Raw genomic sequence first — 24,465 nt, 5'->3', positions numbered from 1 at the left:
CGCGCCGGCCGGTTCAGCCTGTTCCGGCTGGGCCAGCCACCCTATGGCGATTGGACCAGGCGCCTGCTTGCCCGCCTGCTCCCGGACCAGGCGAGCGGAGGCAGGGCCTGATGACGAGCGTGCTGGACCACCAGGTGCGCCGCGCCGACGGCAGCATGCTGGATCTGCGGGAACTCGAGGGCAGGGTGCTGCTGATCGTGAACACGGCCAGCCGTTGCATGTTCGCGGAGCAACTCCGGGGACTGCAGGACCTGCATGAGCGCTACGCCGGCGCGGGCCTGACGATCCTGGCCTTTCCCTGCAACCAGTTCCGCGACCAGGAGCCGGGCTCCGATGAGGAGATCCAGTCGGTCTGCGCCACGCGGTTCGGCACGGGCTTTCCTATGCTGGCCAAGACGGAGGTCAATGGCGAGGCGGCCCTGCCGCTGTTCCAGGACCTGACCGCGGCCCTGCCGGGCCTGCTGGGCCAGCGGAGGATCCGCTGGAACTTCACCAAGTTCCTGGTCGACCGGCAGGGCCGGCCGGTTCGCCGCTTCGCGCCGGCGACCCCCTGCCGCCTGCTCCGCCGGTCGATCGAGGCGCTGCTGTAGACGCCCGGCCGGCCGGTTAGGATGGCGCGGTCACCTGGACCTCAGCCGGCAGCCAGATGGCGGTTGAACCAATCAATCGTGCGCTGCCAGGCGAGCCTGGCTGCCGCCTCGTCGTAGCGCGGCGTCGAATCGTTGTGGAAGCCGTGGTTGACGCCTGGATAGATATGGGCCTTGTAGGTCTTGCCCGCGGCTTTGAGCGCTTTCTCATAGTCAGGCCAGCCCGCGTTGATGCGCTCGTCCAGCTCGGCGTAATGGAGCAGGAGCGGGGCCTGGATCCGCGGCACGTCCTCGGCCTTGGCCTGGCGGCCATAGAACGGCACCGCGGCACCCAGTTCGGGGAATGTCACTGCCGCGGCATTGGCCACACCGCCGCCATAGCAAAAACCGGTGATGCCGACCTTGCCGACCCGGTCGTCCGCCATCAGGAACTCGACCGCGGCGAAGAAGTCGTTCATCAGCTTGGCCGGATCGACCTGCTGCTGCAGCTCGCGGCCCTTCTCGTCATTGCCGGGATAGCCGCCCATCGACGTCAGCCCGTCCGGGGCCAGTGCCACGAAACCGGCCTTGGCGACCCGGCGCGCCACGTCCTCGATATAGGGATTGAGCCCCCGGTTCTCGTGCACCACCACCACGCCCGGCACTGGGCCGCCGGCACCCGCGGGCAGGACCAGATAGCCGCGCACTTCACCGTGACCCTCCGGCGAGGGGTAGGTGATGTACTCGGGCAGGATGTCGGGATCGGTGAACTCGACCTGCTGGGCCAGCGCGTAGTTCGGGCTGAGCGAGGCCAGGATCCCCGCCGCGGTCAGCCCGCCTACGGCAAAGCTTCCGGCGCGGTCCAGGAACTCGCGCTTGGTGATCCTGCCATGGGCGTAATAGTCGTAGAGTTCCAGCAGCTCCTGCGGAAAATCCTGCGCAGTGAGGCGGGCCATCTGTCGTTCCTCCCAGATCCTTGCCGGCGTGGCGGCCGGTTCGCCGCCACGGGGAACGCAACATCGCAGTCCCTTGTGCGTCACGCAAAGGTCTGGTGCCGCAGGGCCGGCCGCAAAGATCCCGTGGCAGGGTTAGCCGGTCCCGCTGCGCCCCACGCCCTCCAGCGCTGCCAGTGCCTCGTCCGGCAGGTCGAGCTCGGCCGCTGCCAGGTTCTCGCGCAGATGGGCCAGCGACGAGGTGCCCGGGATCAACAGGATGTTGGGCGAGCGGCGCAAGAGCCAAGCAAGCGCGGTCTGCATGGGTGTCACGCCCAGCCTGGCCGCCACGTCGGACAGGATGGTGGACTGCAGCGGGGTGAAGCCGCCCAGCGGGAAGAACGGCACGTAGGCGATGCCGTCCTTGGCTAGCGCGTCGATCAGCGGGTCGTCGGCGCGGCGCGCCAGGTTGTACTCGTTCTGCACGCAGACGATCGGGGCGATCCGCTGTGCCTGGGCGACCTGCGCCGCCGTGGCGTTGCTGAGGCCAAGATGCCGGATGAGGCCCTGCTGCTGCAGTTCGGCCAGGACGGTGAGCGACGCCTCGATCGGGCCTTCCGCGGGCCCGTGCGCGCTGAACATCAGGCGCAGGTTGACCACGTCCAGTACGTCCAGCCCGAGATTGCGCAGGTTGTCGTGCACCGCCTGCTTCAGTTCGTCGGGCGCGAATGCCGGCAGCCAGGCGCCCTTGTCGTCACGGCGAGCACCGATCTTGGTGACGATGACGAGATCGTCGGGATAGGGGGCTAGCGCCTCGCGGATCAGCCGGTTGGTGATGTGCGGGCCATAGAAGTCGCTGGTGTCGATGTGATCGACCCCCTGCGCCACCGCTTCGCGCAGCACCGCCAGTGCTGTGTCGTGATCGCGGGGCGGGCCGAACACGCCAGGCCCAGCGAGCTGCATCGCACCGTAGCCCATCCGCTTCACCTGGCGCCGCCCGAGCGGGAACGTGCCGGACCGGTCGATGCTGCCCATGATCCATCTCCTGTCAGGGAGCTTGCACAGCTAGCGGCAGCGCGCCGTCTTGGGAATGGTCAGCGCCCGGGCAGTGGTGGCGGCTGGCTCAGCGCAGCTGCAGGAAGATCGGGATCAGCAGCATGCTGACCAGCAGCACGGCCAGGCTGAACGGAACACCGATCCGGACGAAGTCGCCGAACGCATAGTTGCCGGGGCCGACCACCAGCGTGTTCACCGGTGACGAGATCGGCGTCATGAAGGCGGTCGAGGCCGCCACCGCTACGGTCATGGCGAACGGATAGGGCGACATACTGAGATCGTTCGCGACCGTGATGGCCACGGGCGCCATCAGCACGGCCGTGGCAGTGTTCGAGATGAACAGGCCCAGGCCCGAAGTGACGACAAACAGCACCGCCAGCACCAGCCGCGGCGAGGCGTCGCCCACCAGGGACATGAGGCCGTAGGCGGCCAGATCGACGCCGCCGGTGTGCTGCAGGGCGATCGAGAAGGGCAGCATGCCGACGATCAGGATCAGCGTCTTCATGTCGATTGACCGGTAGGCGCTGGCGAAGTCGATGCAGCCGGCCAAGCCCATCAGCAGACAGCCGACCAGTGCCGCCTGGACGTTCGGGACCACCCCGCTGACCATCAGGCCCACCACCAGCGCCAGGATAGCCAGCGCGTACGGCCACTTGGACGCAGCCGGCAGGACGTCGTCGATATCGGCCGGCAGGTTCAGCACGACCAGGTCGTCGCTGGTCGACTGCAGGCGCTTGATGTCGCTCCAGAAGCCCACCAGCAGGAGCGTGTCGCCGACCTGGAGCTTCTCGCTGAGATAGTCCTCCCGGACCACCTCACGGCCCCGGCGGAGACCGATGACGGTGAGCCCGTAATCGCGGCGCATCTGCGCCTGGAGGACGGTCTGGCCCAGCAGCGGCGATTCGGCTGGGACCATCACCTCGACCATGCCCAGCTCCTGTGAGCCGTCGGTCAGGTAGGCGGCGCCAGCCCGCAGCGGCACCTCGGTCAACCCGTGGCGCTGCAGCAGGGCGCCGATCTCGTCTGGCGGGATGCGGGCATCGACCAGCAGGACGTCCCCTGCCTGGATCGCGCTGCGGCCGGTCGGTCGCAGGACGTTCCTGCTCATGCCGTTGCGCCGCTCGATCGCGAGCAGGTTGATGCCGCTCTGGCGAAGCGCCGCCTCGTCCAGCCGCTTGCCGGCGAGCGGGGAGTGTCGCCCGACCTGGACCCGGTGGGCGCGCCCAGCGAGGTCATACCGCTCGATCCAGTCGCGCAGACTCGGCCGCCGGCTCCTGGCCCCGCCGGCCTCGGTGGTGCCGGCCAGCCAGCGGCGCGCGAACAGCATGTAGGCGATGCCCAGGACCAGCACCGGCAGCCCGATCGGCGTGATGCTGAAGAAGCCGAAGCCGGCATGGCCCTGGCGCACCAGCTCCGCGCTGATCACCAGGTTGGGCGCGGTCGCGACCAGAGTCAGCATGCCGCTGATCAGGGCGGCGAAGCTGAGCGGCATCATCAGCCGGCTCGGCGAGATGCGGGTGTTCTGCGCGATGCGCAGGACCACCGGGATGAAGATCGCGACCACCGCAGTCGAGCTCATCACCGCACCCAGAAGTGCCACCGCCCCCATCAGCAGCGCGAGCAGCCGGGTCTCGTCGTCGCCGGCAGTCTTATGCAGCCAGTCGCCGACCCGGCGCGCCACGCCGGTGCGCACCAGGCCCTCGCCGATCACGAACAGGGCCGCGATCAGGACGATATTTGGGTCGCTGAAGCCGGCCAGTGCCTCCGGCATGGTGATCACGCCGAACAGCGGCAGCGTCACGATCACGAGGAGGCCGACCGCGTCCATGCGCGGCCGGTTGAGCACGAACATGACGATGGCCGCCACGAGCAGAATCAGCACGATGGCGAGATCGACGGTCATCGGGCGCCATCCTCGCAGCTGGCGGAGCGTACGGGTGCAACGGTCAGAGACCCCAGGGCAGGCCGAGCAGGTGCCAGGCAACCAGGAGCAGCGTCCAGAGCAGGCTGAGCACGATGACATAGGGCAGCATCAGCGCGATCACCGTGCCGACGCCGGAAGCGGGCTGGTACTTCTGGGCGAAGGTCACGATCATCGCGAAATAGGCGTTGAGCGGCGTGATCACGTTGACCGGGGAATCGCCGACCCGGTAGGCGGCCAGCACGGCTTCCGGCTCGACGTCGAGCCGCATCAGGAGCGGCACGAAGATGGGCGCGAAGATCGCCCATTTGGCGATCGCGCCAGTGATCAGGAAGTCCAGGAGCAGGACCACGATCACGAAGCCGATCAGGAGCCAGAGCGCGTCCAAGTTGGCGCGGCTCAAGAGCTCGGCCAGCGAGACCGCGGCCAGGGTCGCCATGTTGCTGTAGTTGAAGAACGCCAGGAACTGGGCGATCACCAGCAGCAGCAGGATCAGCCCGCTCAGGCCCGCGATCGCCCTGGTCATGGCCGCCAGGACGTCGTCGATGGTCTGCATCGTGCGCGCGCCCAGGCCATAGGCGATGCCGCACACCAGCGAGACCAGGGCAATCGTCACGATGAGGCTGGTCATGAACGGCGTGTTGCCGATGACGGCGCCGCTGTCCGGCTCACGCAGAGGTGCCCCTGGCGGCAGGGTGAGGATGGCCACGAACAGGATCACCCCGATCAGGCCATAGAGCGCATGGCGCAGACCGCGATACTCGTCGACCGACAGGCCGCTGCCTTCCTCGACCCGGTAGTCGCCGCGATAGGGGCCCAGGCGCGGCTCGATCATCCGCTCGGTGACCAGCGTGATCACCACGGTCAGCATGATCACCGAGGCGATCGAGAACCAGACATTGGCGGTCAGGTCGATGGAGACCTGCGGGTCGGCCAGGTGGATCGCGTCGTTGGTGATCTCGGTGAGGATGCCGTCCGTGGGCGTGATCAGGATGTTGACCAGGAACGCCGCCGCCACCGCCGCGAACGCGGCCGCGAGCCCGGCCAGCGGGTGCCGCCCGACGCTTACAAACGCTGCCGCCGCGAGCGGGATCAGGACGAGGTAGCCGGCATCGGCTGCGATGCTGGAAAGGATGCCGACCAGGACCAGGAGGTAGGTGAGCGCCGCCGGTGGTGCCACGACCACGAGCTTGCGGATCAAGGCGCCGATCAGCCCGGTGCTTTCGGCCACCCCCACGCCCACCATCGCCACGATGATCACGCCGACCGCGTTGAAGTTCATGAAGTTCTGGACGACGCCCGTGAACATGAACCGGACGCCGTCGACGCTCAGCAGGCCGCGTGCCGTCGTCGTGCGATACTCGATCTCGTCCGTGTAGGGGTTGATCACCTGGTAGGATACCGAGGTCCCGATCCAGTAGAGGATTTGCGAGAGCACGATGACGATGCCGATCAGGATCACGAAGATCATGACCGGATGCGGCACCCGGTTGCCGACCCGCTCGACGACGTCCAGCATCCGCTGCATCAGCGGCGCCTTGCCTGTGTCCACCTGGTTCACGACGGCGCTCCTTTTCTGGAGCAGGGGATCACGATGGCGGTGGCAGCCGGATCCGGCTAGCGGGCGAGTGCGTCCAGCACCCGGGCCCAGGAGCGGATCCCGCGGCGGAAGCTTTCCAGCTCGTATTTCTCGTTGGGACTGTGGATGCGGTCGTCCTCCAGCCCGAAGCCGGCCAGGATCACGTCCATGCCGAGCGCCTGCTTCAGCTGGTGGGTCACCGGGATCGAGCCGCCGCCGCCGACATAGAAGGCCGGCCGGCCCCATTCCGTCGTGAGCGCATCCCGGGCCTTGCCGAACGCAGCGGCCTCGATCGGGAAGCGGATCGCCCGGCTCGAGCCATGCTCGATGAACTCGGCCCGGCAGTCGGCGGGCAGGCGTGCCTGCACGAACCGGCGAAACTCCTGGCGGATCGCATGGGGATCCTGGTCGAACACCAGGCGGAACGAGATCTTGGCCGACGCCTCGGCCGGGATCACCGTCTTGAAGCCAGCCCCCTGGTAGCCGCCGCCCATGCCGTTGATCTCGCAGGTGGGCCGGGACCAGACCATCTCCAGCACGCTGCGGCCCCGCTCGCCGGCCGGCACGGACAGGCCCACATCCCCCAAGAACCTGGCGGGGTCGAAGGGTAGGGCCTCCCACTGCTCGCGCAGCGCCGCTGGCAGTTCCGGCACGCCATCGTAGAAGTTCGGGATGGTGACCCGGCCGTTCTCGTCGTGCAGGTCGGCGATGATCCGGGCCAGTACCCGGTTGGGGTTGGCAGCGGCCGAGCCGTAGAAGCCGGAGTGGAGGTCGCGGTCGGCGGCGCGGATGATCACCTCCTCGCCGCATAGGCCCCGCAGCATGGTGGTGATCGCCGGGGTCTGCCTGTCCCACATGCTGGTGTCGCAGATCAGGCCGACATCGGCCTTGAGCTCGGCGGCGTGCGCCCGGAGGAAGGGCGGCAGGTTCGTCCCACCCGATTCTTCCTCGCCTTCCAGCAGGATCGACACGGGGATTGGCAGCCGGCCGGTCACGGCCTTCCAGGCCCGGCAGGCCTCGACGAAGGTCATGAGCTGGCCCTTGTCGTCCGAGGTCCCCCGGCCGCGGATCGCCTTGCTGCCGTCTGCCCGCGTCTCGATGAACGGCTCGAACGGGTCGTGCTCCCACAGTTCCAGGGGATCGACGGGCTGCACGTCGTAATGGCCATAGAACAGGGCGGACGGACCGCTCGCGCTCCGGTCGTGACCCACGACCATCGGGTGGCCTGACGTAGTGCGCACGCTCGCGTCGAAGCCGATCGCACGCAAATCGGCCGCATGCCATTGGGCACAGGCGCGGCATTCGTCGGCATAGGCGGGATCGGTGGAGATCGAGCGGATGCGCAGGACCGTGAACAGCCGGTCCAGCGCCGAAGGCAGATCGGCATCGATCCGGGCCAGGACCTGATCGAGTTCAGGCATGGAACCCGACCAGGAAAGTTATTGCCGTCGCACGCGCCGCCGCTGAACCCGCCATGTACTTCTCCGAGAGGCACCGGGACTGTGACCTGCTCGCCAGATCAGGGCAAATCAAATCATCATGCCGACCGTGCCGATGCGTCGGGTATGCCACGTCGCCAGCGGCCGCGCATGAGCATGCCGGACGCGGAAAGGAGAGGCGGCTTTCCTTCCGGGTCGATCGAAAGTCGGGTGAAAGAAGTTCTTTGCCGCTGCCTGCCGTGGACGGCATCATCCTGGTCCGGATGCAGATCGGGCGTCGCAGGCTCCTGCCTGGGGGAACGCCCGGCACGATCGGGTGGCCAGTGCGGCGGTCATGGCGGCAGCCGGCTGGTGCCGATTGTCATTCAATGAACGAGCCCGGGGGAGGAAGCGCAGATGGCGATCGATAGGGTCAAGGCAGGCATTGTCGGTCTCGGGCTGGTGTCCGATTCCCACATCAAGGGCTACCAGGCTCACCCCGATGCCGAGGTCGTCGCCGTCTGTGATCTCGACGAAGCCCGAGCCCGGGAGGTGTGCGAGAAATACGGCATTGCCAGATACTATCTCTCCTATGACGAGATGCTGAAGGACCGTGAGGTCAACACCGTCGACATCACCACGCCCACGATCCTTCATGCACCCATGGCGTTGGCGGCCGCCCGGGCCGGCAGGAACATCCTGTGCGAGAAGCCGTTCTGCCTGACGCTCAAGGAAGGCGAGCAGGTCTGCCGCGCGGCGGATGAGGCAGGCGTGACGCTCATGGTCGGCGAATCCTACGTCTTCATGACCTCGATCATGAAGGTGCGCGAGCTCGTCGAGGCCGGGGAGATCGGCAAGCCGCAGCAGATCCGCCAGCGCTTCGGTGCCTGGGTCGAGCATCCCGGCGCACTGGAGGCCGGCAGGCCGGTGACGGAGTTGCATCGCGGCTGGCGCATGGACACCACGAAGGCGGGCGGCGCCGGCTTCCCGTGGATGTTCGATCACTGCGTCCACTTCTTCGCGACGGCCGAGTATCTGATGATCGATGCCCGCATCAGCCAGGTATACGCGCTGAAGTCGCAGATCGATTGGCAGAGCGCGGCCGCGGAAGGCGGGCAGGCCGACATGAACATCTATCGGCCGGAAGCAGCCGGCGACATCCCGATCATCACCTGGACCTATGACGATCCCACCTGCACCGGCATTTGGATGCGTGCGGAGCCGCTCAACAACAAATACGACCCGCTATACGGCTTCACACTCAGCCTCATCGGCGACAAGGGCATGATCGAGGTGCTGGGCGAAGGTGGCAGAGGCCTCAAATGGGACGGCCAGGACGTCCACCTTGTGCTGCATCGCCGAGGCGGACCCACCGAGACCTTCCGCTTCGATGAAGGCGGCGACGACATCTGGCAGTCGGAAGTGTCCTACTACAGTCGTGCGCACGCCAACCAGATCCGGGAACTTGTCGACGCGCTCATCGCCGGCAAGCGGCCACGCTACGGCGGCGAGGACGGCTATCGCGCCATCAGGACCACCATGGCCGCAATCTGCTCAGCCAAGGAGGGGGTGCCGGTGACGGTCAGCGAGATGACCGACGAACGGTTCGGCGCATAGGCGAACAGGAGGGGCGCAACCACCGGCCCCTGGGCGACGGCGACAACGACGAGCCCGGTCGCCGCCATGGCGGATGAATTGTGGAGAAAGCTGGCGCCGCCTGCGTGACTCGAGTACCCGACCTACGCATTACGATTACTCTGGCTCGGCCTGACATGTCCCGAATAGCACGCTGACACCATCGGCTGCTGAAAGCGTTGCCGTGGCACGGGGGCCAGTCGCCTCGACTGTCATTGTCCAGCCAATACCAAATCCGACGCCTTGCAGAACCAGTTGACCAGGCTCATGGGTGATTGATGCGATTCGAGACACCATTGGCCAGCCATCAACATCAGTAGCCGCAATCACGCCAGCCGCGCGCTCTATGCCAACCTTGAGAGGCAGCTTGATCTTCTTCATGCTCCCAATTGGCGTGCACTTGCCTTCCAAACATTTCTCGCCGCCTGTCAATGTGCATTGAATGACTGGCGCATCGTTATTATTCACTGCTGCCGCCAAGTTCGGCGTCAGTATGAACGCATAAATGAGTATGAGGATAACTGGGCGCATGTTTGGTAATTCTCCGTTAAAGGGCATCCATAGTATTTTGGCGCTTTGCGTTGCACTCCTCCGGCGTGAACAGGCCTTCATCGCAGTACTTCTTGATCAACTCGAGTTGCTGCTGGACAGACTCGTGGTGGACTGGCGGGGGTGGCGGCGGCACGTAAGCTTGCTGCTGTTCCTCAAGCTGCCTCCTTTGGTAGGAGCGCTTGACGCCCTGGAACAGGAGAGTGGAACCGATACCTACGGCGGCTCCGCCCCAGAAGTCATTGGCCAACGCGGGCGGTGATCCTGTCGTGCTCATCATCAAGGGCAATGCCATCAGCAAGCACAGGTTGCGAGTATGATGCGTCATCACGCAGTCCTCCCTCGACGTGCTAGTCGCCTCATAGCCGTACGTGCGCAGTGGCGACGGCGAAATCAGAACCGGTAGGAGATCCCAATTACCGGGCCATACAGATCCACATCCCAAAGGAAGCCGTCGTGGTCGTAGTCAACGCTAAGATAACGGTACCCCACTTCAGCCGTCAGATGGTCATTGAACCGATAGCCGACTGAAGCCAGCACCTGCCAGGTAAACTTGGATCCGGCACCGAAACCTCCGATGTCGGTGTAGGCTGAAACGTAAATGTCGTCGCTGAGGTCGACGCCACCGCGCAAGCCAATGATCGGATCAACCCAAGTCTGATCCCTGCTGGTTGAGACCTCGTTCAACCGCCCGGCCTCTAGCTTCAGCTCGTTGTCGATTGACCAAAGCCGCGCACCGCCTACGACATCAATCAGCCCCTTCGGCCGGTCCAGGACCCGGTACGCCAGACCGAGCGTCCCGATCAGCACGTTGGATGAGGCTTTGACGCCGCTGAACAGGTCACCAGGCGTGCTGCCTTCGCTTGAGATGTCGAGATAGTCGACATCCAGGATGACTCCAAAGCGGTCGCGGCGCGCCTCGCCCAACATCATCAATGCGAAGTTGGTATCGTCGAAGATGTCGCTGAAGCTTGCGTCGACATCGGCGGCCGGCAATCGGCTGCGGGTCCGGACCTTGCCGTCGAGGCCGGCCAGCCACGCATAGGGTGTCAACTTGAAGGTCCAACCACCGGCAGTCGTTGCTGGACCGGCATCGGCCTCCTGTGCGACGGCGAAGGCCGGATGCGCCAGCGCCGCTATGAGGCCGATCCCAGCCGCGGCGGTGGCCATCTGGGCCACCGTCCTGTCGAACCAGTCTATTGCTCCGTCCGATCGGCTCACCATCGGCTTCTTATCTCCGCCCACGCGAAGCTTCAGCGCTGCCGTGGATCGAACGCCTACTGGGTCACCAAAGTCGGCACATCCTGCTTCTCGAGCACCGCTGGAGGCCGCCACTTGCCGGTCAGCACGTCCGAGCGCGGAGCGTAAAGGCGCATGGTCAGGTTGTACGGACCCTTTGGTGCCGGCAGCCAGTTCTGCTCCATGTCCTTGCCGGGGTTCTCGTGCTGAATGACGATGTCGAGCGAGCCGTCCGCGTTGTGCTTGAACGGCATCCAGCTGGCGACGGCGAAGCGATTCAGGCTGTTTGCGACCTGAAAGCCCTCACGATCATAGAGAGTGATCGACCAGAAGGCGTCCACCGGCGGCATATTGGCGGCATCGAAATGGATCGTGTATTTGTTCTCGCCGTTCAGAGGACGCCCGGTACTATCGCCCAGATTGAGTGGATAGACCGCGTCCTCCGGCAGGTTCGCGCCGAGGCCGAGCTGACTGACAATCGCGCGCTTGAGATAGTACGTTCCATAGACACCCATCGTGTCGGTGTTCATCGACCAGCCATTGACGACACTGGCCAGCGTCGGAACCTTCCATGCCATCAGGCGCTGCGCGTCCTCTGGCACGCGCTCGAAGGCCTTGCGGATCGCCGGATCCGCCGTCGCAAGGTCGAAGCGCTTGCCTCGCTCCAGGCCAACTCGCTCCATCTCGGCCAGAATCGGTTGGTCGGTCACATGTGGCGCATGGACCATCAGCAGCTCGGAAGCATAGGCGAAGTACTTCTCTGCCGACATGGTGTCGACCTGGAGCTTCGGCGGAGTTTTCATGTCAATGCTGGGATCGACCTTTACCTCGGCCGGCTTCGCCGGTTTGCTCCACTGAGACAGAGGTGTTAGCGTTAAGCCAGCCTGGATCTTGTGGACCGCCGCGTAGTCGTCCGGGCCGTCCGTCTTTGTGCGGCCGATGATCCACACATGTTCGGTCGGCGCATCTATCCGCTTCACGCCTCCTGGGAGGTCTCCTTCCCAACCCTGGGGGACAATAGCGAACTCTCCGGGTTCGGTGCCGGTGGTCCGCCAGCCAGGCGATGCGAATACGTCTGTCCACATGTCCAGCATCGGCATCAGGTAGTAGCGGCCCTGGGTGTCCGGCACCGAGAGGATGATCGGCTCCTCGGTGAGGTCCAGCCAGGCGCTCGAGTAGAGCGTGTCGAAGTTCGGGCGGACTACCGCCTTGAGATCCGCCGAGGGGTAGGCCGGTATGTGGGCAAACATATTGGTCGGCGCGTGGCTCACTATCTGGTTAGGGGTAGCAACATTGGTAAGTTGCTTGCGGGTGATGTCCATCGTCACCAACGGGTAGAAGTAGAGATAGGCCTCCACCCCGATTGCATGGGCCTCCTGCTCCGTGATCTGCTCGGCCGCTGCGACGATGCTCGGATGATTGGCGATCAGGCCGGCGACCAGCGTGGCTACCGCGCACAAGGTCCGCATCTCAATCTCCTTCTTGGCGTGCTATCGAAGCTGCTCGGATAAAAATGCCCTCGACTAGGCATACACGCTGGAAGAGATCAGCCTCAGGATGCAGCTATCTCATCGAGCCGCCTGACCAGTTGCTGGCCGATCTCCTCGGCAACGGCCTGCGCCGTTTCTTCCGTGCCCATGGTAGCCTTCAGATCAAACGCGGCGGGAGCCACGCGACGCTGGGCTGAAACGAGAAGCTCGCCTGTTTGGGAGTCGAAGGCTTCGAGGACTACCGTGAGTGAGCCAGTCAGCGTGCCGCCATTGCCTGCGGCCTCCTGTCCCAGGTTCACGACAGCACCAATCGGAATGACCCGCGTCAGTGTCGAGACATAGGGTACAGTCTCTTCGATCCGGACCAGGGTGAACTTGAGCCTGGCCACGTCAGGTCCAGGCTCGTTCACCAAGCGATATTTGGCACCGACCGCCTTCTTCGCCTCCTCGGGAAGCATCTGCGCGATCTTCTCGACTTCAGCCCGAGGCAGCCCGGCGAAGTCGGCCTGTGGCCCAGAATAAATCTCTGCCCGTTCAATCAGCAAAGTCCGGTAGCGCGTCAGGTCCGCTTCGGCGTTGGTGTAGTTCCATGCATCAGCAACACCCTGCGTTGGCCTCATCTCGGCCGATCCCGCCACACCACTGACCGGAGCCGCAAGCCGGTCACCGCCACCGCATCCGGTCAAGACCGTAAGCGAGCCTACCATGGCCAGAGCAACGATGCGCATGCCGTGTCCCTCCAGAAGCGATCTTGGCTGCGCCCCGCTATTTGCGGATGGCTCATGTCGAGCCGAAAAGACGTCGCCTCTGATCTGTGGCCTCCTGGTTAGGCCGACCAGCAGCATGTTGGTACGCAGCGAGTGTAGTTTACGTGAGGCTACGGCCAGGACCGGCCATCGGGCCTCATTCCATTACGGGCGCCATTCCCGGCGCGCGGGTCACCGTTTCCGGCACGGGCAGGCCCGCCTTGCGCAGCCCCTCGATGATCTTCTGCCGAAACTCGGGCTGCATGTTGCGCTTGGACAGCTCTGTCTCGAGGCGGTCAAAGAAGCCAGGCATTTCCTTCAGAAAACGCCGACCATCCTCGGCAGCTTCTTCCGTCCGCCCTAGTTGACCTAGTATTGCAGCACGAACAGCATAGTAGAGCGGCAACTTGATCATTCCAATTCGATGCACCTCTTCCAGAGCTTCTTCATACTTGCCAACTCTGAAAAGGTCCCATGCCAACACCGAACGATAGAAGGGCGAATTGGCCGGGTCCCGCGCCAGTGCCTCGCGTACCATGGAGGTACCCCGCTCCCATTCACCCATCATCGCGAGCCGCATCCCGAACTCGCCCAGGAACTCGGTATCATTTGGGTTGATCGCAAGGCCCCGTTCCCCTGCATACACGCCCTTCGCTACGTCACTGTGGAAGAAGTGTGCCATCATCAGCGCCTGCCAGGCGCGCACATCGTTCGGGTCCAAGGCGACCGCACGCTTAGCCGCATCGAGCGCACGGTCGAGCGGTGCTGGTGTTTGTGCTTCTCCATCCGACCAGAACCGGTCTTCGTCGATATAGATGTAGGCCAGCATTGCCCAGCCCGTGGCATAGGCCGGGTAAAGCTCGGTCGTCACCTCAAGGCACGATTTGGCTCGCGCATAGGCATCAGGACGTAGTTCGGCGCGATAAGCGTAGAACTGTAGGCCACACCGGTAAGCGGCCATGTCGTCCGGTTGCATCGAGGCCGCTTGACGGTCACTCGCCTGTGCCACGATGCCGTAAGGCTGGGCGATCCGGGTGGCGACATCGCCGGCAATCTGCTGCTGGAGAGCCAGGAGATTGCCTGCGTCCAGATCGCGCAGGAATGTCTCCGCCCAGACGATTTCATTGCTGCGTACGTTCAGGAGCCGCACGCTCGCCCGCAAGTGTCCGGCTGATTCGCCGATGCTTCCCTCCAGACTGTAGGCCACCCCAAGTTCCCTGCTAAACTGTGCAGGATCGTCACTGTTGAGCATGACCGCGCCCGTGCCGCGGCCATAGACGATGATCTCCTTGAACCGAGTCAGTTGGGTGATGAGCTCATCTGCGAAGCCTCGTGACAGGAGGCTTTGCTCCGTCTCGCCCATGAGATCGCTGAACGGCAGGACGACGATCGAGGGACGCAACGGTATTGCATCAGCCACTTGGCCCGGCGTCCTCAGGGGGTGGGTAATGTATCCCAGCCCCATCAGCCCGGCTGCCACAAGCACTAGCGCCGTGACACGAAAGTAGCGCGGCGCACAGCGCCACCAGTTCCGCAGACCTTCCGGCCGCGAGACTGCCACATCTGGCTCCGTGGGAACGGATGCCGGGGCAGGGGCGGCTGGCTGATCGGCCGCCTCGGTTGGGCGCAGCGCGAAAGCTGGAATGTAGGAGCCTTTGGGAATGTGGATGACGACCTCATCGTCCCGGCCGGCCGATAGGTAATAGTGCTCGAGCGCCCGCCGCAGTCGGCCAGCCTCAATGCGAACTACCGGATCGTTCTGCGGGTCGAAGTTCTCGCCACGCCCAAACACCTCGACAGCGACGGTGTAGGCTTTGATGCGCTTGCTTCGGCCAGCCAGCGTCTCATTGACGATGAACTGCAAGAACGCCCGGTTGCGTGCCGAAACCGCGAACTCTGAGCTCGCGAGGATCCGGACGAGCGCCTCGTTAACGGCCAATTCAGGAACCGAGCTGGCTCCGGCGGCAGCACAGGAGTGATCGTGGGTCGATGCACCGAGCTTGGACACGTCATGGCCTCCCCGAGCCTGCAGGGCCCGAGTTTCCTGCTTGGTCGGCTCCAATTTACGTGTAGGTTACCGTAACATGCCCACCGCCCCAAGCTGCATCAGTATCATGCAGCTCAGCAGTCGGCGTGCATCGCGGCCTGGGTGACCTGGCGACAGCATTGGTCGGGCCGATCAGTCAGAAGTGCTTGGCCCGTCCAGCAGTGATGGGAAATCTTCCTCGACGATCCGAAAGTGAATCTGCCGGGACAGTTCATCACCTTCTCGGTTCATGCACTGGCTGAGGCAGGGTGTGCTGGATCGATGACGCAAGGCCGATCATCTCACCACCAGGCAACATGACAGGCGACCAATCATCCAAACGCGCCATGCTGCTAGCCTGTCACGACTGTGGCGGGATCCATCGTGTCGTTCCAGGCTCCGCTCACGGATCGTTCGCCTGTGCTACCTGCGGCCGCACCCTGTTCCGCAACAAGGGCCGTGGCATCGAACATGCCCTGGCGCTCAACCTGGCAGCCCTCGTGCTGTTCGGCGTGGCCAACATCTTTCCGATCATGTCGATGAGCCTGGGTGGCCAGACCCAGGCTGCGAGCCTGGCAGGGAGCGTCGTTGCCCTCTACCGCAACCAGATGCCTGGCCTTGCCCTGCTGGTGTTCCTGGTGGCGATCGGCGTTCCGCTTGTCCGCATCATCGGCATGATCTTCGTGCTCGGCCAGGTGCTGGCCGGCGGGCGCAGCCGGCTGCGAGCTCCGGTGTTCAGGATCGTGTGGAAGCTGCATCCCTGGGCGATGACCGAGGTCTACCTGCTGGGCCTGGTGGTGGCCTGGGTGAAGCTGCGCGATCTTGCAACGATCGAGCCGGGCCTGGGCATCCTGGCGCTGGCCCTGTTGATCGTGATCATGCTGTGGGCGGAATCAGTCCTCGAGCCCGGCGAGGTCTGGGAAAGGATCGGACCACAGGTTCGCGAACCCGACAGCGGATCGGAGGTCTTTGGCTTCCTGTGCTGCCATGGCTGCGGCCTGCTGGTGCCGCAGACAGAAGCCGAGCATGTCTGTCCACGGTGCCAGGGTGCGCTGCACCCGCGCAAGCCTGACAGCCTGGCCAGGACCTGGGCATTACTGATCGCGGCAGCGATCCTCTACATTCCAGCAAACGTCATGCCCGTGATGACCGTAACGTCCCTGGGCAGGGGCGAACCCGACACGATCCTGAGCGGCGTCAAGGCCATGATCGCGCTCGGAATGTGGCCAGTGGCGATCCTGGTGCTCTTCGCTAGCATCGTCGTGCCCTGCCTGAAGCTAATCGGGCTGGTCTACCTGCTGCTGTCGGTCCAGTGCGGCTCCACCCGACGCCGCCGAGACCGAACCATCCTGTATCGCGTGATCGAAGGCGTCGGACGTTGGTCGATGGTCGACATCTTCATGATCTCGATCCTGGTCGCCCTCGTGGAGCTCGGCGAGGTCGCCACCATCCAGCCCGGCCAAGGCGCCGTAGCATTCGCCGGCGTCGTCGTTCTGACGATGCTGGCGTCCGCCTCGTTTGATCCACGCCTGATATGGAACATCGAGGAAAGCGGCCGTGAGTCCAGTGCTTCCACCAGAACCTGAACGACGCTCCTTGAGCGATGCCATCTATCGGCCCCAACGCCGCTTTTCGCTCATTTGGCTCGTGCCGATCGTGGCCGGCCTGCTCGGGATCTGGCTAGCGGTGACGACGCTGCTCGAGCAGGGGCCAACGGTACGGATTACCTTCCAGACGGCCGACGGACTAGAGGCCGGCAAAACCAAACTCAAATACAAGGACGTCGAGATCGGCACCGTCACCGACGTCCAGTTCAGCGACCACTTCTCTGATGTTGTCGCCGTGGCCGACATCGACAAGGATGCGGCCGGACTGATGGCAAATGGCACCAAGCTCTGGATCGTCCGCCCCCAGCTCGGCATTTCCGGGGTATCCGGGCTCGGAACGCTGCTGTCGGGCAGCTACATCGCGATCGATCCCGGCCAGGGCGAGCGGCAGGAATCGTTCACTGGCCTAGAGGAGCCGCCACCCTTGCAGTCGGACGCGCCAGGGCGCCGTTATGTTCTGCACTCCGAGACGCTGGGCTCGATCAGTCGCGGTGCGCCGATCAGTTATCTTGGGATCACCATCGGCAAGGTGCTTGACTACCGTCTGGATGCTGGCCGTAGCGGGCTAATCATCGACATCTTCGTCAATTCTCCCCATGACGAGATGATCCGCGACAGCAGCCGATTCTGGAATGCGAGCGGCATCGACGTCTCGATCGGCGGCGACGGGGTCAACGTCAAGCTCGCTTCGTTGCGCTCGTTGCTGATTGGCGGAATCGAGGTTGAGACCCCAGACCTGGACATCCCGGGCGAGCCAAGCGCTGAGGGGCATGCCTACACACTGTTTGACAGTCATGACGAGGTGATCACCGCGGGCTACAGCGAAAGGATCCCGCTGCTGGCTTATTTCGAGGGCTCGGTGCGCGGGCTGAGAGTCGGTGCACCGGTGGAGTTTTCGGGCATCCAGATTGGAACGGTGACCGACATTGCGTTGGAATATGAGCGGGACACCTCAGGCTTTCGCATCGCTGTGGGGTTCGAGGTCGAACCCGACCGGGTCCGGCCGATCGGCCAGCGGCTGGTCGATGTCGATCCCTACATCGCCCTGGACCAGTTCGTCGCGCGGGGTCTGCGGGCAAAGTTGAAGTCGGGCAACTTGCTGACTGGCGAGTTGATCGTATCGCTCGAGTTCGTGCCGGATGCGCCGCCTGCCAAGGCCAAGCGCATCGGCAGCCGGGTCGAGGTACCGACAGCGGCGAGCGACATGGACCAGATCGCCCGTTCGGCAGAGGGCTTTCTCGATCAGTTGTCGAAGCTCGATCTGCCTAAGCTGATGGACGAGGTGCGCAAGACCGTGGCGAGCGTAAATGCATTGGTGGGGGCGCCGGAGATGAAGGACATCATCGTCCAACTCGACCGATCCCTGGGCTCGGTCGAGCGCATTGCCGCCAGTGTCGAGGGCCAGTCCGGCCCGCTGGTCGCATCACTGCGCAAAGTGGCCGACGACGCTGCCAGACTGACAGAGCAGGCAAGAATGACCCTCGTGTCCGTAGATGGGGTCATCGGCCAGCAGGCGCCGATCCCTACTGAAACCCGAGTACTGATGAAGGAACTGATCAGTGCGACGCGGTCGATCCGCATGTTCGCCGACTATCTCGACCGACACCCCGAGGCGCTGATCCGGGGCAAGGCCGGAGGAAGCCAATGAGCCGCAAGCTCGCTTCGTTCGGCGTAGCCCTTTGCATTCTCGGTCTAGTCGCCTGCGCCACAAGCCAACCGACCAGGCTCCACACCTTTGCTGACCCGCCCATGCCCGAGCGACCGGTACGTCCGGACTCACGGCTCGCCATAGGGATCGCCGACATCGCCTTGCCGGACTATCTCGACCGCCCGCAAATCGTCACCCGAACCAGCGCCACTCGCATGGACGTCGCCGAGTTTGACCGCTGGGTGGAATCCCTCGACGCTATTACCCGCCGGAACCTGCTGCAGTCCCTGCGCAATCATCTCGGCACTGACAAGATCGTGATCCTGCCACAGTCCCGTCCAGTCCGCCTCGACTACCAGGTCGCCGTCGACGTCACCCGGTTTGACGCCGTCTTGGGTGGCGAGATGACACTGGACGCTCGTTGGCTCGTGCTAGACGGTGCTGGTGACCAAGTCCTACAGGATGGCCGCGTGCTGCTCTCGCTGCCGACTGGTGAGGCGACGGATTTACAGGGAACTGTCGACGCGATGAGCGAGGGGTGGTCCCGACTAGGTACGGAAGTCTCTTCAGCGATCTCAGTCCTGAGGGGAAGTGCAAGGCTCGGTCAGGCCACGGCCAACTGAGGTAGTACCAGCACTGCCGCCGGGTATCTGGGACCACTCACCATCGCGAACTTGCGGACGATCGAGCCAGTGTAGTCCGCGATGCAGACGCCGTGCGTTTCGAGCGAGATCTCGATGTGGCCATAGTAGGTCGTCGGGCGCTTCCGTCTTTGGCCACCGCCCGAGTTGCGGGAATGGAAGCAGCCGGCGCTGTTCCAGACGATCCAGGCTATGGCCTCGAGTGACCTGTTTCGATGGGCATTTGATGGCGCAGATAATCGCAGCCAATGAGGCTGCGATAAGGTGCTGCCGGCGAGCGGCGCTGCCCGATCAAGCCTCCGAGGAGCAGCAGATGGCGCTCAGCCATGCGAACAAGCTGGCGCGCACCCACGGGACCTTGGTGGAGACCCTGAACCGGCACCGGGACAAGGGACAGCGGACGGTACGGGTGGAGCATGTGACAGTGCAGGCCGGCGCCCAGGCCACCGTCGGCAACGTGACAGCGGGGGGATGGCAGACGAAGCATTGATCGAGCCCATGCACCGGCACTGGCCGATGCAGGATTGCCCACGCTGAGGGGCCAGGACCCGGTAGGGGACGCTAGGCCGATCGCCAGCGGTGGCAGGCAAGACACGCTGTCGGATGCATGGCGGCGCGAAAGGTAGTGGTGGCCCGAATGGGCGGGGTAACGGGCGCTTTCGCACTGAATGCTACACACGGGACGAAGGAGATGCGACAGTTGGTGGCGGAGTTGCTGCGGGAAGCTGTCAAGCTGGTCGAGAAGAGCTGACAGATGCCGCGTCAAGGTGAGATGATTTGATGCTCGGACGCATCAATGTCGAGGTGTCGGATGATCTGGTCACTCACCTCAGGCGTGTCGCCATCAAGGACATGAGCCTGGCTGGTGAGGGTTGAAGGCACGCGCTGGCGGTTGAACCACGCCGTGTGCCGTGTTCGAGGTCGACGATAGCCAGCGAGCCAAGATTGACCTCGACGAGGCTAAGCAGCGCAAGACCGCAGCGGAAGCCCTGCCTGGCCGAGCTGGAGCTGGCAAGGCAAGAGGGCGAAGTGGTGGCGGTGGAGGATGTCGGCATCGAGCTGGAGCGCCGCTATGCGGCCGTGCGCGCAAGACTGATGGCGCTACCGGCCAAGCTGGCGCCAGTGTTGTGCCCAGAGGACCCGATGACGGCACTGGCTCAGATCGAGGCTGCCGTCATCGAGGCTCTGGCCGAACTGTCCGCAGGCGGCACTGATGATGCTGATCCGTGACCGCCTCGCGGGGTGCCGGCGCCTGCTCTGCCAGGAGCAACCTCAGGTCCGATGAAACTGCGACCAGGAGAACGGCTGCCAGTCGATCGCACGGTCGCTGGTCCCGGCGATATAGGTCGCCAGATCCCCGCACTCGTCCCAGATGTCGGTGACACTGATCCCCCGTGCCCTGGCAGCCTGCAAGCACTGCGCTGCGTATTCCCGCGAACGGTGCCGGGTATCGCTGTAGATTTCCGCCTCTACGTTTTGCTCGGTCCAGTAGTCAACGAACACTCTGGCGCTTGTACCATGGCGTTCTCCTGGTTGGCGAACAAACGCTAGGAACGCCATTTCCAGGAGTCTTCAGTAGCGAGACAATTTGGCCTATCTGAGAACATCCATCCACCAGCACTGTGGCGCTACTGCCCCAAGTGCCAGAAACCACAACATCTAATAGTCAAACCTCAGGATACCGTACAGTCCCGCAGCGCCATCAGCCCAGCGCCACGGTGGGAGGCATCCAGGAGAACCTCATGTATCCTCTCCCGAGCCTTTCTGCCCTCCTCTTCGAGCGGAAGATCATTCATCTTGCCACGGCGCAGCATCTGGCCGAATGGCAGCGGCCCGCCGAGCAGGATGCGTGTCCGGAAGTCGTCCGCCACCTCGACGCCATCGTCGGCTACCTGCGGACTCTGCCGCGTAACACCACGCAGCGCCTGGTCATCGACCGGCTGGCCGATGAGCTGGTCACCGACATCCGGGAGTATGTGATCAACGACCCCCGTCACCCGATCGCTCGGCTGCGGCCGCAGACCTATGCCGAGCGACTGGAAAGGCTTGCTGCTCCCGCTCCTGCTGCGGGACCGTCCGCATGAGCGGCCATGGCCAGATCCTGATGTTGGAGGCTAAACGCCACGCGATCCTGCTTCGGCAAGCCGGCCTGACGAAGTGTGGCCAGCGGGTGCGCGTACTCATCGTCTGCTACGATCTGCGCGCGGTTGCCTGAGAATACTTTTCTCCATCGGCAGCTTAAGCGCCCGTGGCCAGTTGATCCAGCCACCAGCCAGGATCCTCCCGCGCATGAGCCTCTATATCGGTGTTCTCACCGTCTTGGGTGGGGTCATCCTGCTCACGGCGTGGCTGCCGATGGTGTTGAAGGAAGCCCCGCTATCGCTCCCGATCATCTCGGTTGGCTTAGGCGCGCTCATGTTCGCTCATCCGGCACTCGAGCCTTTGACGCCCTATCCGCTCCAGTATCCCTTGCTCACGGAGCGCTTGAGTGAGCTCATTGTCATCATCGCCTTGATGGGTGCGGGCCTGAAGATCGACCGCGTCTTCGGCTGGCAGCGCTGGAGGCTCACTTGGCGGCTCATCGGCCTAGCAATGCCGTTGACCATTGTTGCCGTCGCTGGACTCGCTTGGTGGCTGCTTGGGATGGACATTGCCGCTGCCTTGCTGCTCGGTGCAGCGCTGGCCCCCACTGATCCGGTACTGGCAAGCGACGTCCAGGTGGGACCACCCCGCACGGGCGAGGAGGACGAGGCGCGGTTCACGCTCACCTCGGAAGCCGGTCTGAATGATGGCTTGGCCTTCCCCTTCGTCAATCTGGCAGTGGCACTTGCCATTGGTGGCGGAAGTCTCACGGCAGAAGCCTGGGGTGAGTGGCTGCTGGTCGACGTGCTTTGGGAGATCCTAGCGGGTGTCGTGGTGGGCGCCCTAGTTGGTTGGATCCTTGGCTACATCACGTTCCGGCTGCCCAACCGCACCAAATTGGCACGAACCGGAGACGGCTTTGTGGCATTGGGGGCGACACTCCTTGCCTATGGCATCACCAGCGCCATCCATGCCTATGGCTTCCTGGCCGTGTTCGTTGCTGCCCTTGCGATCCGTGCGGTCGAGCGCAACCACGAGTTCCACGACAAGCTGCACGATTTTGCGGAACAGTCCGAGCGTATGCTCATGATGGTCCTGCTTGTGGTGCTCGGCGGCATGATCGCGCATGGTGGCCTGCTTGACCGGCTTGACAGCGCCATGATCCTGTTCGCCCTGACGACCCTGTTCGTGATGCGCCCACTCATCGGAATGATCAGCCTGCTTGGTACCCCGACATCCTGGGCCGAGAGGTCGATGATCAGCTTCTTCGGCGTTCGTGGGCTGGGTTCGATTTACTACCTGGCCTATGCGCTCAACCAAGCAGACTTTCACGAGCCGGCGCGGCTGTGGAGTGCAGTCGGGCTGGTGGTGCTGGTCTCCATCCTTCTGCATGGCACCACCGTTACCCCCGCCATGAGCTATCTGGATCGGCGCCGGAACAAGGCTGAACAGGCACCTCGCGGCTCCCCTGTGGCTACACCCAGCCCGAGACTTGCATCATCGGCAAATGTTGGCGGCGAAAAAACATGATCAGGCCATGCAGTATGGCGAGCGGCCATGGCAGGCATGCCGCCGGTAAAAGGACAGATAAAGGCGGACTGCGACTTATCCTGGTGATGCATCAAGCCCCGACAGGATGCTGATAAGCCGATGCAGTTACCGTCGCACGCTGTAGGCCGGCTGCGCACGCGGTTGCGGCATCTGTTCTATGGCCACCGGCGTGATGCCGTCGTGTTTCAGATGGGCCTGCTGGCCCTGGATCTCGGCGCGCTAGCCTACTTTCTCGCCACCACCTTCGTCGCGCCGCCTTGGACTCGCTGGGTCGACCTGCTGCTCGGGGCCCTCTTGTTGCTCGAATTCCTGAGCCGGTTGGCAGCCCATCGCCATCCGATGCGCTACCTCGACAATGCCGCAGCGTTGATCGACATCGTGGTCATTGTCTCCCTGTTCTTGTCGGCGCTGGTGGGCAACCTCGCCTTCCTGCGCGTGCTGCGCACCGTCCGACTGATGCGGTCCTACAACGTGCTCGGCCAGCTCAAGCGGCACTTCTTGGCAGTGCGCCGCAACGAGGAGGTGATCACGGCAGCACTCGACCTTGCCGTGTTCATGCTGATGGTAGCCTCCATCGTCTATGTCACCCAGCGCCCGGTGAACCCGGAGATCGCGAACTTCCTCGATGCGCTCTACTTCACCGTGACGACGCTCTCAACCACCGGCTTTGGCGACGTCACGCTGGTGGGCTGGCCGGGGCGACTGCTCTCGATGGCGATCATGATCGTCGGCATCTCGCTGTTCTTCCGCCTAGCACAGGCGGTGTTCCGCCCGGGCGGCAAGGTGCGCCATCCATGTCCTCGGTGTGGCTTGCAGCGACATGATCGGGACGCAGTGCACTGCAAGGCGTGCGGAGGGATCCTCAACATCTCGAACGACGAGGGCTAGCGCCGCAACACCTGATGGCTGGTAGCCGAGCTGGATGGCACCAGCGCCGACAGCGGGTTCCATGAAGAAAAGATCTTAGGCTGATCGATCTTGAATCTTATGCCACTGTGCCAAATGTCAAATGAAGAAATAACAACATACTTCATGTACAAGCGGCAGCAAAAACCTCAGGCGAGCTAATCCAAGCTAGGAACTGCAGCCTCCGATCTCAGTTGCTGCCCCATGACCAAGTCAGCCTCCCCCGACCAGCCCGACCAGCGGGTTGAACTGCTGGAAGAGCAGCTTCAGCTCCGCAAGCGCTTGGTCGAGCTTGGCCGCGTGCTGGTCGAGACCAAGGTCGAGACCACGCCGCATGTCGTAGAAGCCCTGCTCAAGGAAGAGGAGGTCAAGGTCGAGCGTGTCCCGGTCGGTCAGTTCGTGGAAAAGGTCCCGCCGATCCGCGAAGAAAACGGGGTGCTCATCATCCCGGTTCTCGAGGAGCGGCTCGTGGTGCAGACCCGGCTGATGCTCAAAGAGGAACTCCGGGTCAGCAAGACCGTCAGCGAGGAGCTGGTTCGTCGGACAATACCGCTTCGTGCGGAGCATGCGACGGTGACGCGGCTGGAAGAGCCAGACCTGCGATTCCCTATCATCATGGAAGATGAAGACCCATGACGCAGACGATGACGGCGCTCTACGACACGCTCGGTGCCACGGAAACTGCGCGGGATGAATTGATCGCTCTCGGCATCGCGGACGGGGAGATCTCCGTCCGGAGCGCCGATACTGAAGCCACCACCGAACCAGCCACCGGCACGGAGGACAAGGGCTTCTGGGCAAGCTTGGGCGACCTCTTCATGCCCGACGAGGACCGCTATGCCTATTCCGAAGGGATCCGGCGTGGCGGCTATC

The 24,465-nt window shown here is 63.8% G+C and carries 24 protein-coding genes and 1 pseudogene; 13 read left to right on the top strand and 12 right to left on the bottom strand.

Features of this window, described 5'->3' with window-relative positions; genetic code table 11:
* Nucleotides 1–110: 110 nt before the first annotated feature.
* Nucleotides 111–590: a glutathione peroxidase gene (locus EQG76_RS15905; protein ID WP_159715186.1), complete on the top strand. Its 480-nt coding sequence runs from the start codon at nt 111–113 to the stop codon at nt 588–590.
* A gap of 41 nt (nt 591–631) precedes the next feature.
* Here EQG76_RS15905 and yghX read toward each other — a convergent pair whose 3' ends face one another.
* The 5 genes from yghX to EQG76_RS15880 all read right to left on the bottom strand — a co-directional run bounded on the left by yghX (nt 632) and on the right by EQG76_RS15880 (nt 7,475).
* The gene (yghX, locus tag EQG76_RS15900; RefSeq protein ID WP_159715184.1) at nt 632–1,522 is read right to left on the bottom strand and encodes a YghX family hydrolase; all 891 of its coding nucleotides are present in this window, start codon (nt 1,520–1,522) and stop codon (nt 632–634) included.
* Nucleotides 1,523–1,654: 132 nt separating this feature from the next.
* Nucleotides 1,655–2,533, bottom strand: coding sequence for an aldo/keto reductase family oxidoreductase (locus EQG76_RS15895; protein WP_159715182.1), 879 nt, complete (start codon nt 2,531–2,533; stop codon nt 1,655–1,657).
* 88 nt (nt 2,534–2,621) lie between these two features.
* The gene (locus EQG76_RS15890; protein ID WP_159715180.1) at nt 2,622–4,457 is read right to left on the bottom strand and encodes an SLC13 family permease; all 1,836 of its coding nucleotides are present in this window, start codon (nt 4,455–4,457) and stop codon (nt 2,622–2,624) included.
* 43 nt (nt 4,458–4,500) lie between these two features.
* On the bottom strand, nt 4,501–6,003 hold the full coding sequence (locus EQG76_RS15885) for an AbgT family transporter (RefSeq protein WP_159715188.1): 1,503 nt from the start codon (nt 6,001–6,003) through the stop codon (nt 4,501–4,503).
* An 89-nt stretch (nt 6,004–6,092) separates the two neighbouring features.
* Nucleotides 6,093–7,475 carry a M20/M25/M40 family metallo-hydrolase gene (locus EQG76_RS15880; protein ID WP_159715179.1) on the bottom strand — a complete coding sequence of 461 codons (1,383 nt, stop codon included), beginning with the start codon at nt 7,473–7,475 and terminating at the stop codon, nt 6,093–6,095.
* 414 nt (nt 7,476–7,889) lie between these two features.
* On the opposite strand from EQG76_RS15880, the gene EQG76_RS15875 reads away from it, so the two are divergent.
* Nucleotides 7,890–9,089, top strand: coding sequence for a Gfo/Idh/MocA family protein (locus EQG76_RS15875; protein ID WP_159715178.1), 1,200 nt, complete (start codon nt 7,890–7,892; stop codon nt 9,087–9,089).
* 135 nt (nt 9,090–9,224) lie between these two features.
* Here the strand turns inward: EQG76_RS15875 and EQG76_RS15870 are convergent, their stop codons facing one another.
* The 6 genes from EQG76_RS15870 to EQG76_RS15845 all read right to left on the bottom strand — a co-directional run bounded on the left by EQG76_RS15870 (nt 9,225) and on the right by EQG76_RS15845 (nt 15,139).
* Nucleotides 9,225–9,638 carry a hypothetical protein gene (locus EQG76_RS15870; RefSeq protein WP_159715177.1) on the bottom strand — a complete coding sequence of 138 codons (414 nt, stop codon included), beginning with the start codon at nt 9,636–9,638 and terminating at the stop codon, nt 9,225–9,227.
* 16 nt (nt 9,639–9,654) lie between these two features.
* Nucleotides 9,655–9,984, bottom strand: a complete 330-nt coding sequence (locus EQG76_RS15865; RefSeq protein WP_159715176.1) for a hypothetical protein — start codon at nt 9,982–9,984, stop codon at nt 9,655–9,657.
* Between the two features lie 65 nt (nt 9,985–10,049).
* Nucleotides 10,050–10,826, bottom strand: coding sequence for a porin family protein (locus EQG76_RS15860; protein ID WP_159715175.1), 777 nt, complete (start codon nt 10,824–10,826; stop codon nt 10,050–10,052).
* Nucleotides 10,827–10,933: 107 nt separating this feature from the next.
* Nucleotides 10,934–12,364, bottom strand: coding sequence for a DUF1254 domain-containing protein (locus tag EQG76_RS15855; protein WP_159715174.1), 1,431 nt, complete (start codon nt 12,362–12,364; stop codon nt 10,934–10,936).
* 83 nt (nt 12,365–12,447) lie between these two features.
* Entirely contained in the window at nt 12,448–13,113 is a 666-nt protein-coding gene (locus EQG76_RS15850) for a DUF3313 domain-containing protein (protein WP_159715173.1), read from the bottom strand.
* A 175-nt stretch (nt 13,114–13,288) separates the two neighbouring features.
* The gene (locus EQG76_RS15845; RefSeq protein ID WP_159715172.1) at nt 13,289–15,139 is read right to left on the bottom strand and encodes a tetratricopeptide repeat protein; all 1,851 of its coding nucleotides are present in this window, start codon (nt 15,137–15,139) and stop codon (nt 13,289–13,291) included.
* A gap of 335 nt (nt 15,140–15,474) precedes the next feature.
* Here EQG76_RS15845 and EQG76_RS15840 point away from each other — a divergent pair, with 335 nt between their 5' ends.
* The 5 genes from EQG76_RS15840 to EQG76_RS15820 all read left to right on the top strand — a co-directional run bounded on the left by EQG76_RS15840 (nt 15,475) and on the right by EQG76_RS15820 (nt 20,283).
* On the top strand, nt 15,475–16,743 hold the full coding sequence (locus tag EQG76_RS15840; RefSeq protein ID WP_321573470.1) for a paraquat-inducible protein A: 1,269 nt from the start codon (nt 15,475–15,477) through the stop codon (nt 16,741–16,743).
* A 10-nt stretch (nt 16,744–16,753) separates the two neighbouring features.
* Nucleotides 16,754–18,412: a PqiB family protein gene (locus EQG76_RS15835; protein WP_159715169.1), complete on the top strand. Its 1,659-nt coding sequence runs from the start codon at nt 16,754–16,756 to the stop codon at nt 18,410–18,412.
* A complete protein-coding gene (locus EQG76_RS15830; RefSeq protein ID WP_159715167.1) occupies nt 18,409–19,035 on the top strand; it encodes a PqiC family protein in 627 nt (208 codons plus the stop codon). The genes EQG76_RS15835 and EQG76_RS15830 overlap by 4 nt, the downstream gene beginning before the upstream one ends.
* Nucleotides 19,036–19,366: 331 nt before the next feature.
* Nucleotides 19,367–19,543 (top strand): hypothetical protein, encoded by a 177-nt coding sequence (locus EQG76_RS15825; protein WP_159715165.1) that lies wholly within the window; start codon nt 19,367–19,369, stop codon nt 19,541–19,543.
* 455 nt (nt 19,544–19,998) lie between these two features.
* A complete protein-coding gene (locus EQG76_RS15820) occupies nt 19,999–20,283 on the top strand; it encodes a hypothetical protein (RefSeq protein ID WP_159715163.1) in 285 nt (94 codons plus the stop codon).
* A gap of 42 nt (nt 20,284–20,325) precedes the next feature.
* On the opposite strand, the gene EQG76_RS15815 is transcribed toward EQG76_RS15820, so the two are convergent.
* Complete coding sequence (locus tag EQG76_RS15815) at nt 20,326–20,556, bottom strand: hypothetical protein (protein ID WP_159715161.1); 231 nt, start codon at nt 20,554–20,556, stop codon at nt 20,326–20,328.
* Between the two features lie 215 nt (nt 20,557–20,771).
* Here EQG76_RS15815 and EQG76_RS15810 point away from each other — a divergent pair, with 215 nt between their 5' ends.
* From EQG76_RS15810 to EQG76_RS15790, 6 genes and pseudogenes are all read left to right on the top strand, one after another.
* The gene (locus EQG76_RS15810; protein WP_159715159.1) at nt 20,772–21,137 is read left to right on the top strand and encodes a hypothetical protein; all 366 of its coding nucleotides are present in this window, start codon (nt 20,772–20,774) and stop codon (nt 21,135–21,137) included.
* On the top strand, nt 21,134–21,268 hold the full coding sequence (locus EQG76_RS32810; protein ID WP_255476537.1) for a hypothetical protein: 135 nt from the start codon (nt 21,134–21,136) through the stop codon (nt 21,266–21,268). The genes EQG76_RS15810 and EQG76_RS32810 overlap by 4 nt, the downstream gene beginning before the upstream one ends.
* A gap of 74 nt (nt 21,269–21,342) precedes the next feature.
* Nucleotides 21,343–22,665: a cation:proton antiporter gene (locus EQG76_RS15805; protein WP_159715157.1), complete on the top strand. Its 1,323-nt coding sequence runs from the start codon at nt 21,343–21,345 to the stop codon at nt 22,663–22,665.
* Nucleotides 22,666–22,785: 120 nt separating this feature from the next.
* Nucleotides 22,786–23,574, top strand: a complete 789-nt coding sequence (locus EQG76_RS15800) for a potassium channel family protein (RefSeq protein WP_159715155.1) — start codon at nt 22,786–22,788, stop codon at nt 23,572–23,574.
* Between the two features lie 222 nt (nt 23,575–23,796).
* Complete coding sequence (locus EQG76_RS15795; RefSeq protein WP_159715153.1) at nt 23,797–24,228, top strand: YsnF/AvaK domain-containing protein; 432 nt, start codon at nt 23,797–23,799, stop codon at nt 24,226–24,228.
* Nucleotides 24,225–24,465: pseudogene (locus tag EQG76_RS15790) on the top strand (YsnF/AvaK domain-containing protein); the annotation flags it as partial. The gene EQG76_RS15795 and the pseudogene EQG76_RS15790, both read left to right, overlap by 4 nt.

It is taken from the genome of Geminicoccus flavidas, from assembly GCF_009806515.1.
Classification (GTDB): Bacteria; Pseudomonadota; Alphaproteobacteria; order Geminicoccales; family Geminicoccaceae; genus Geminicoccus; species Geminicoccus flavidus.
Note: the sequence above shows the minus strand (reverse complement) of the source record. Positions and strands in the feature narration are given on the sequence as shown.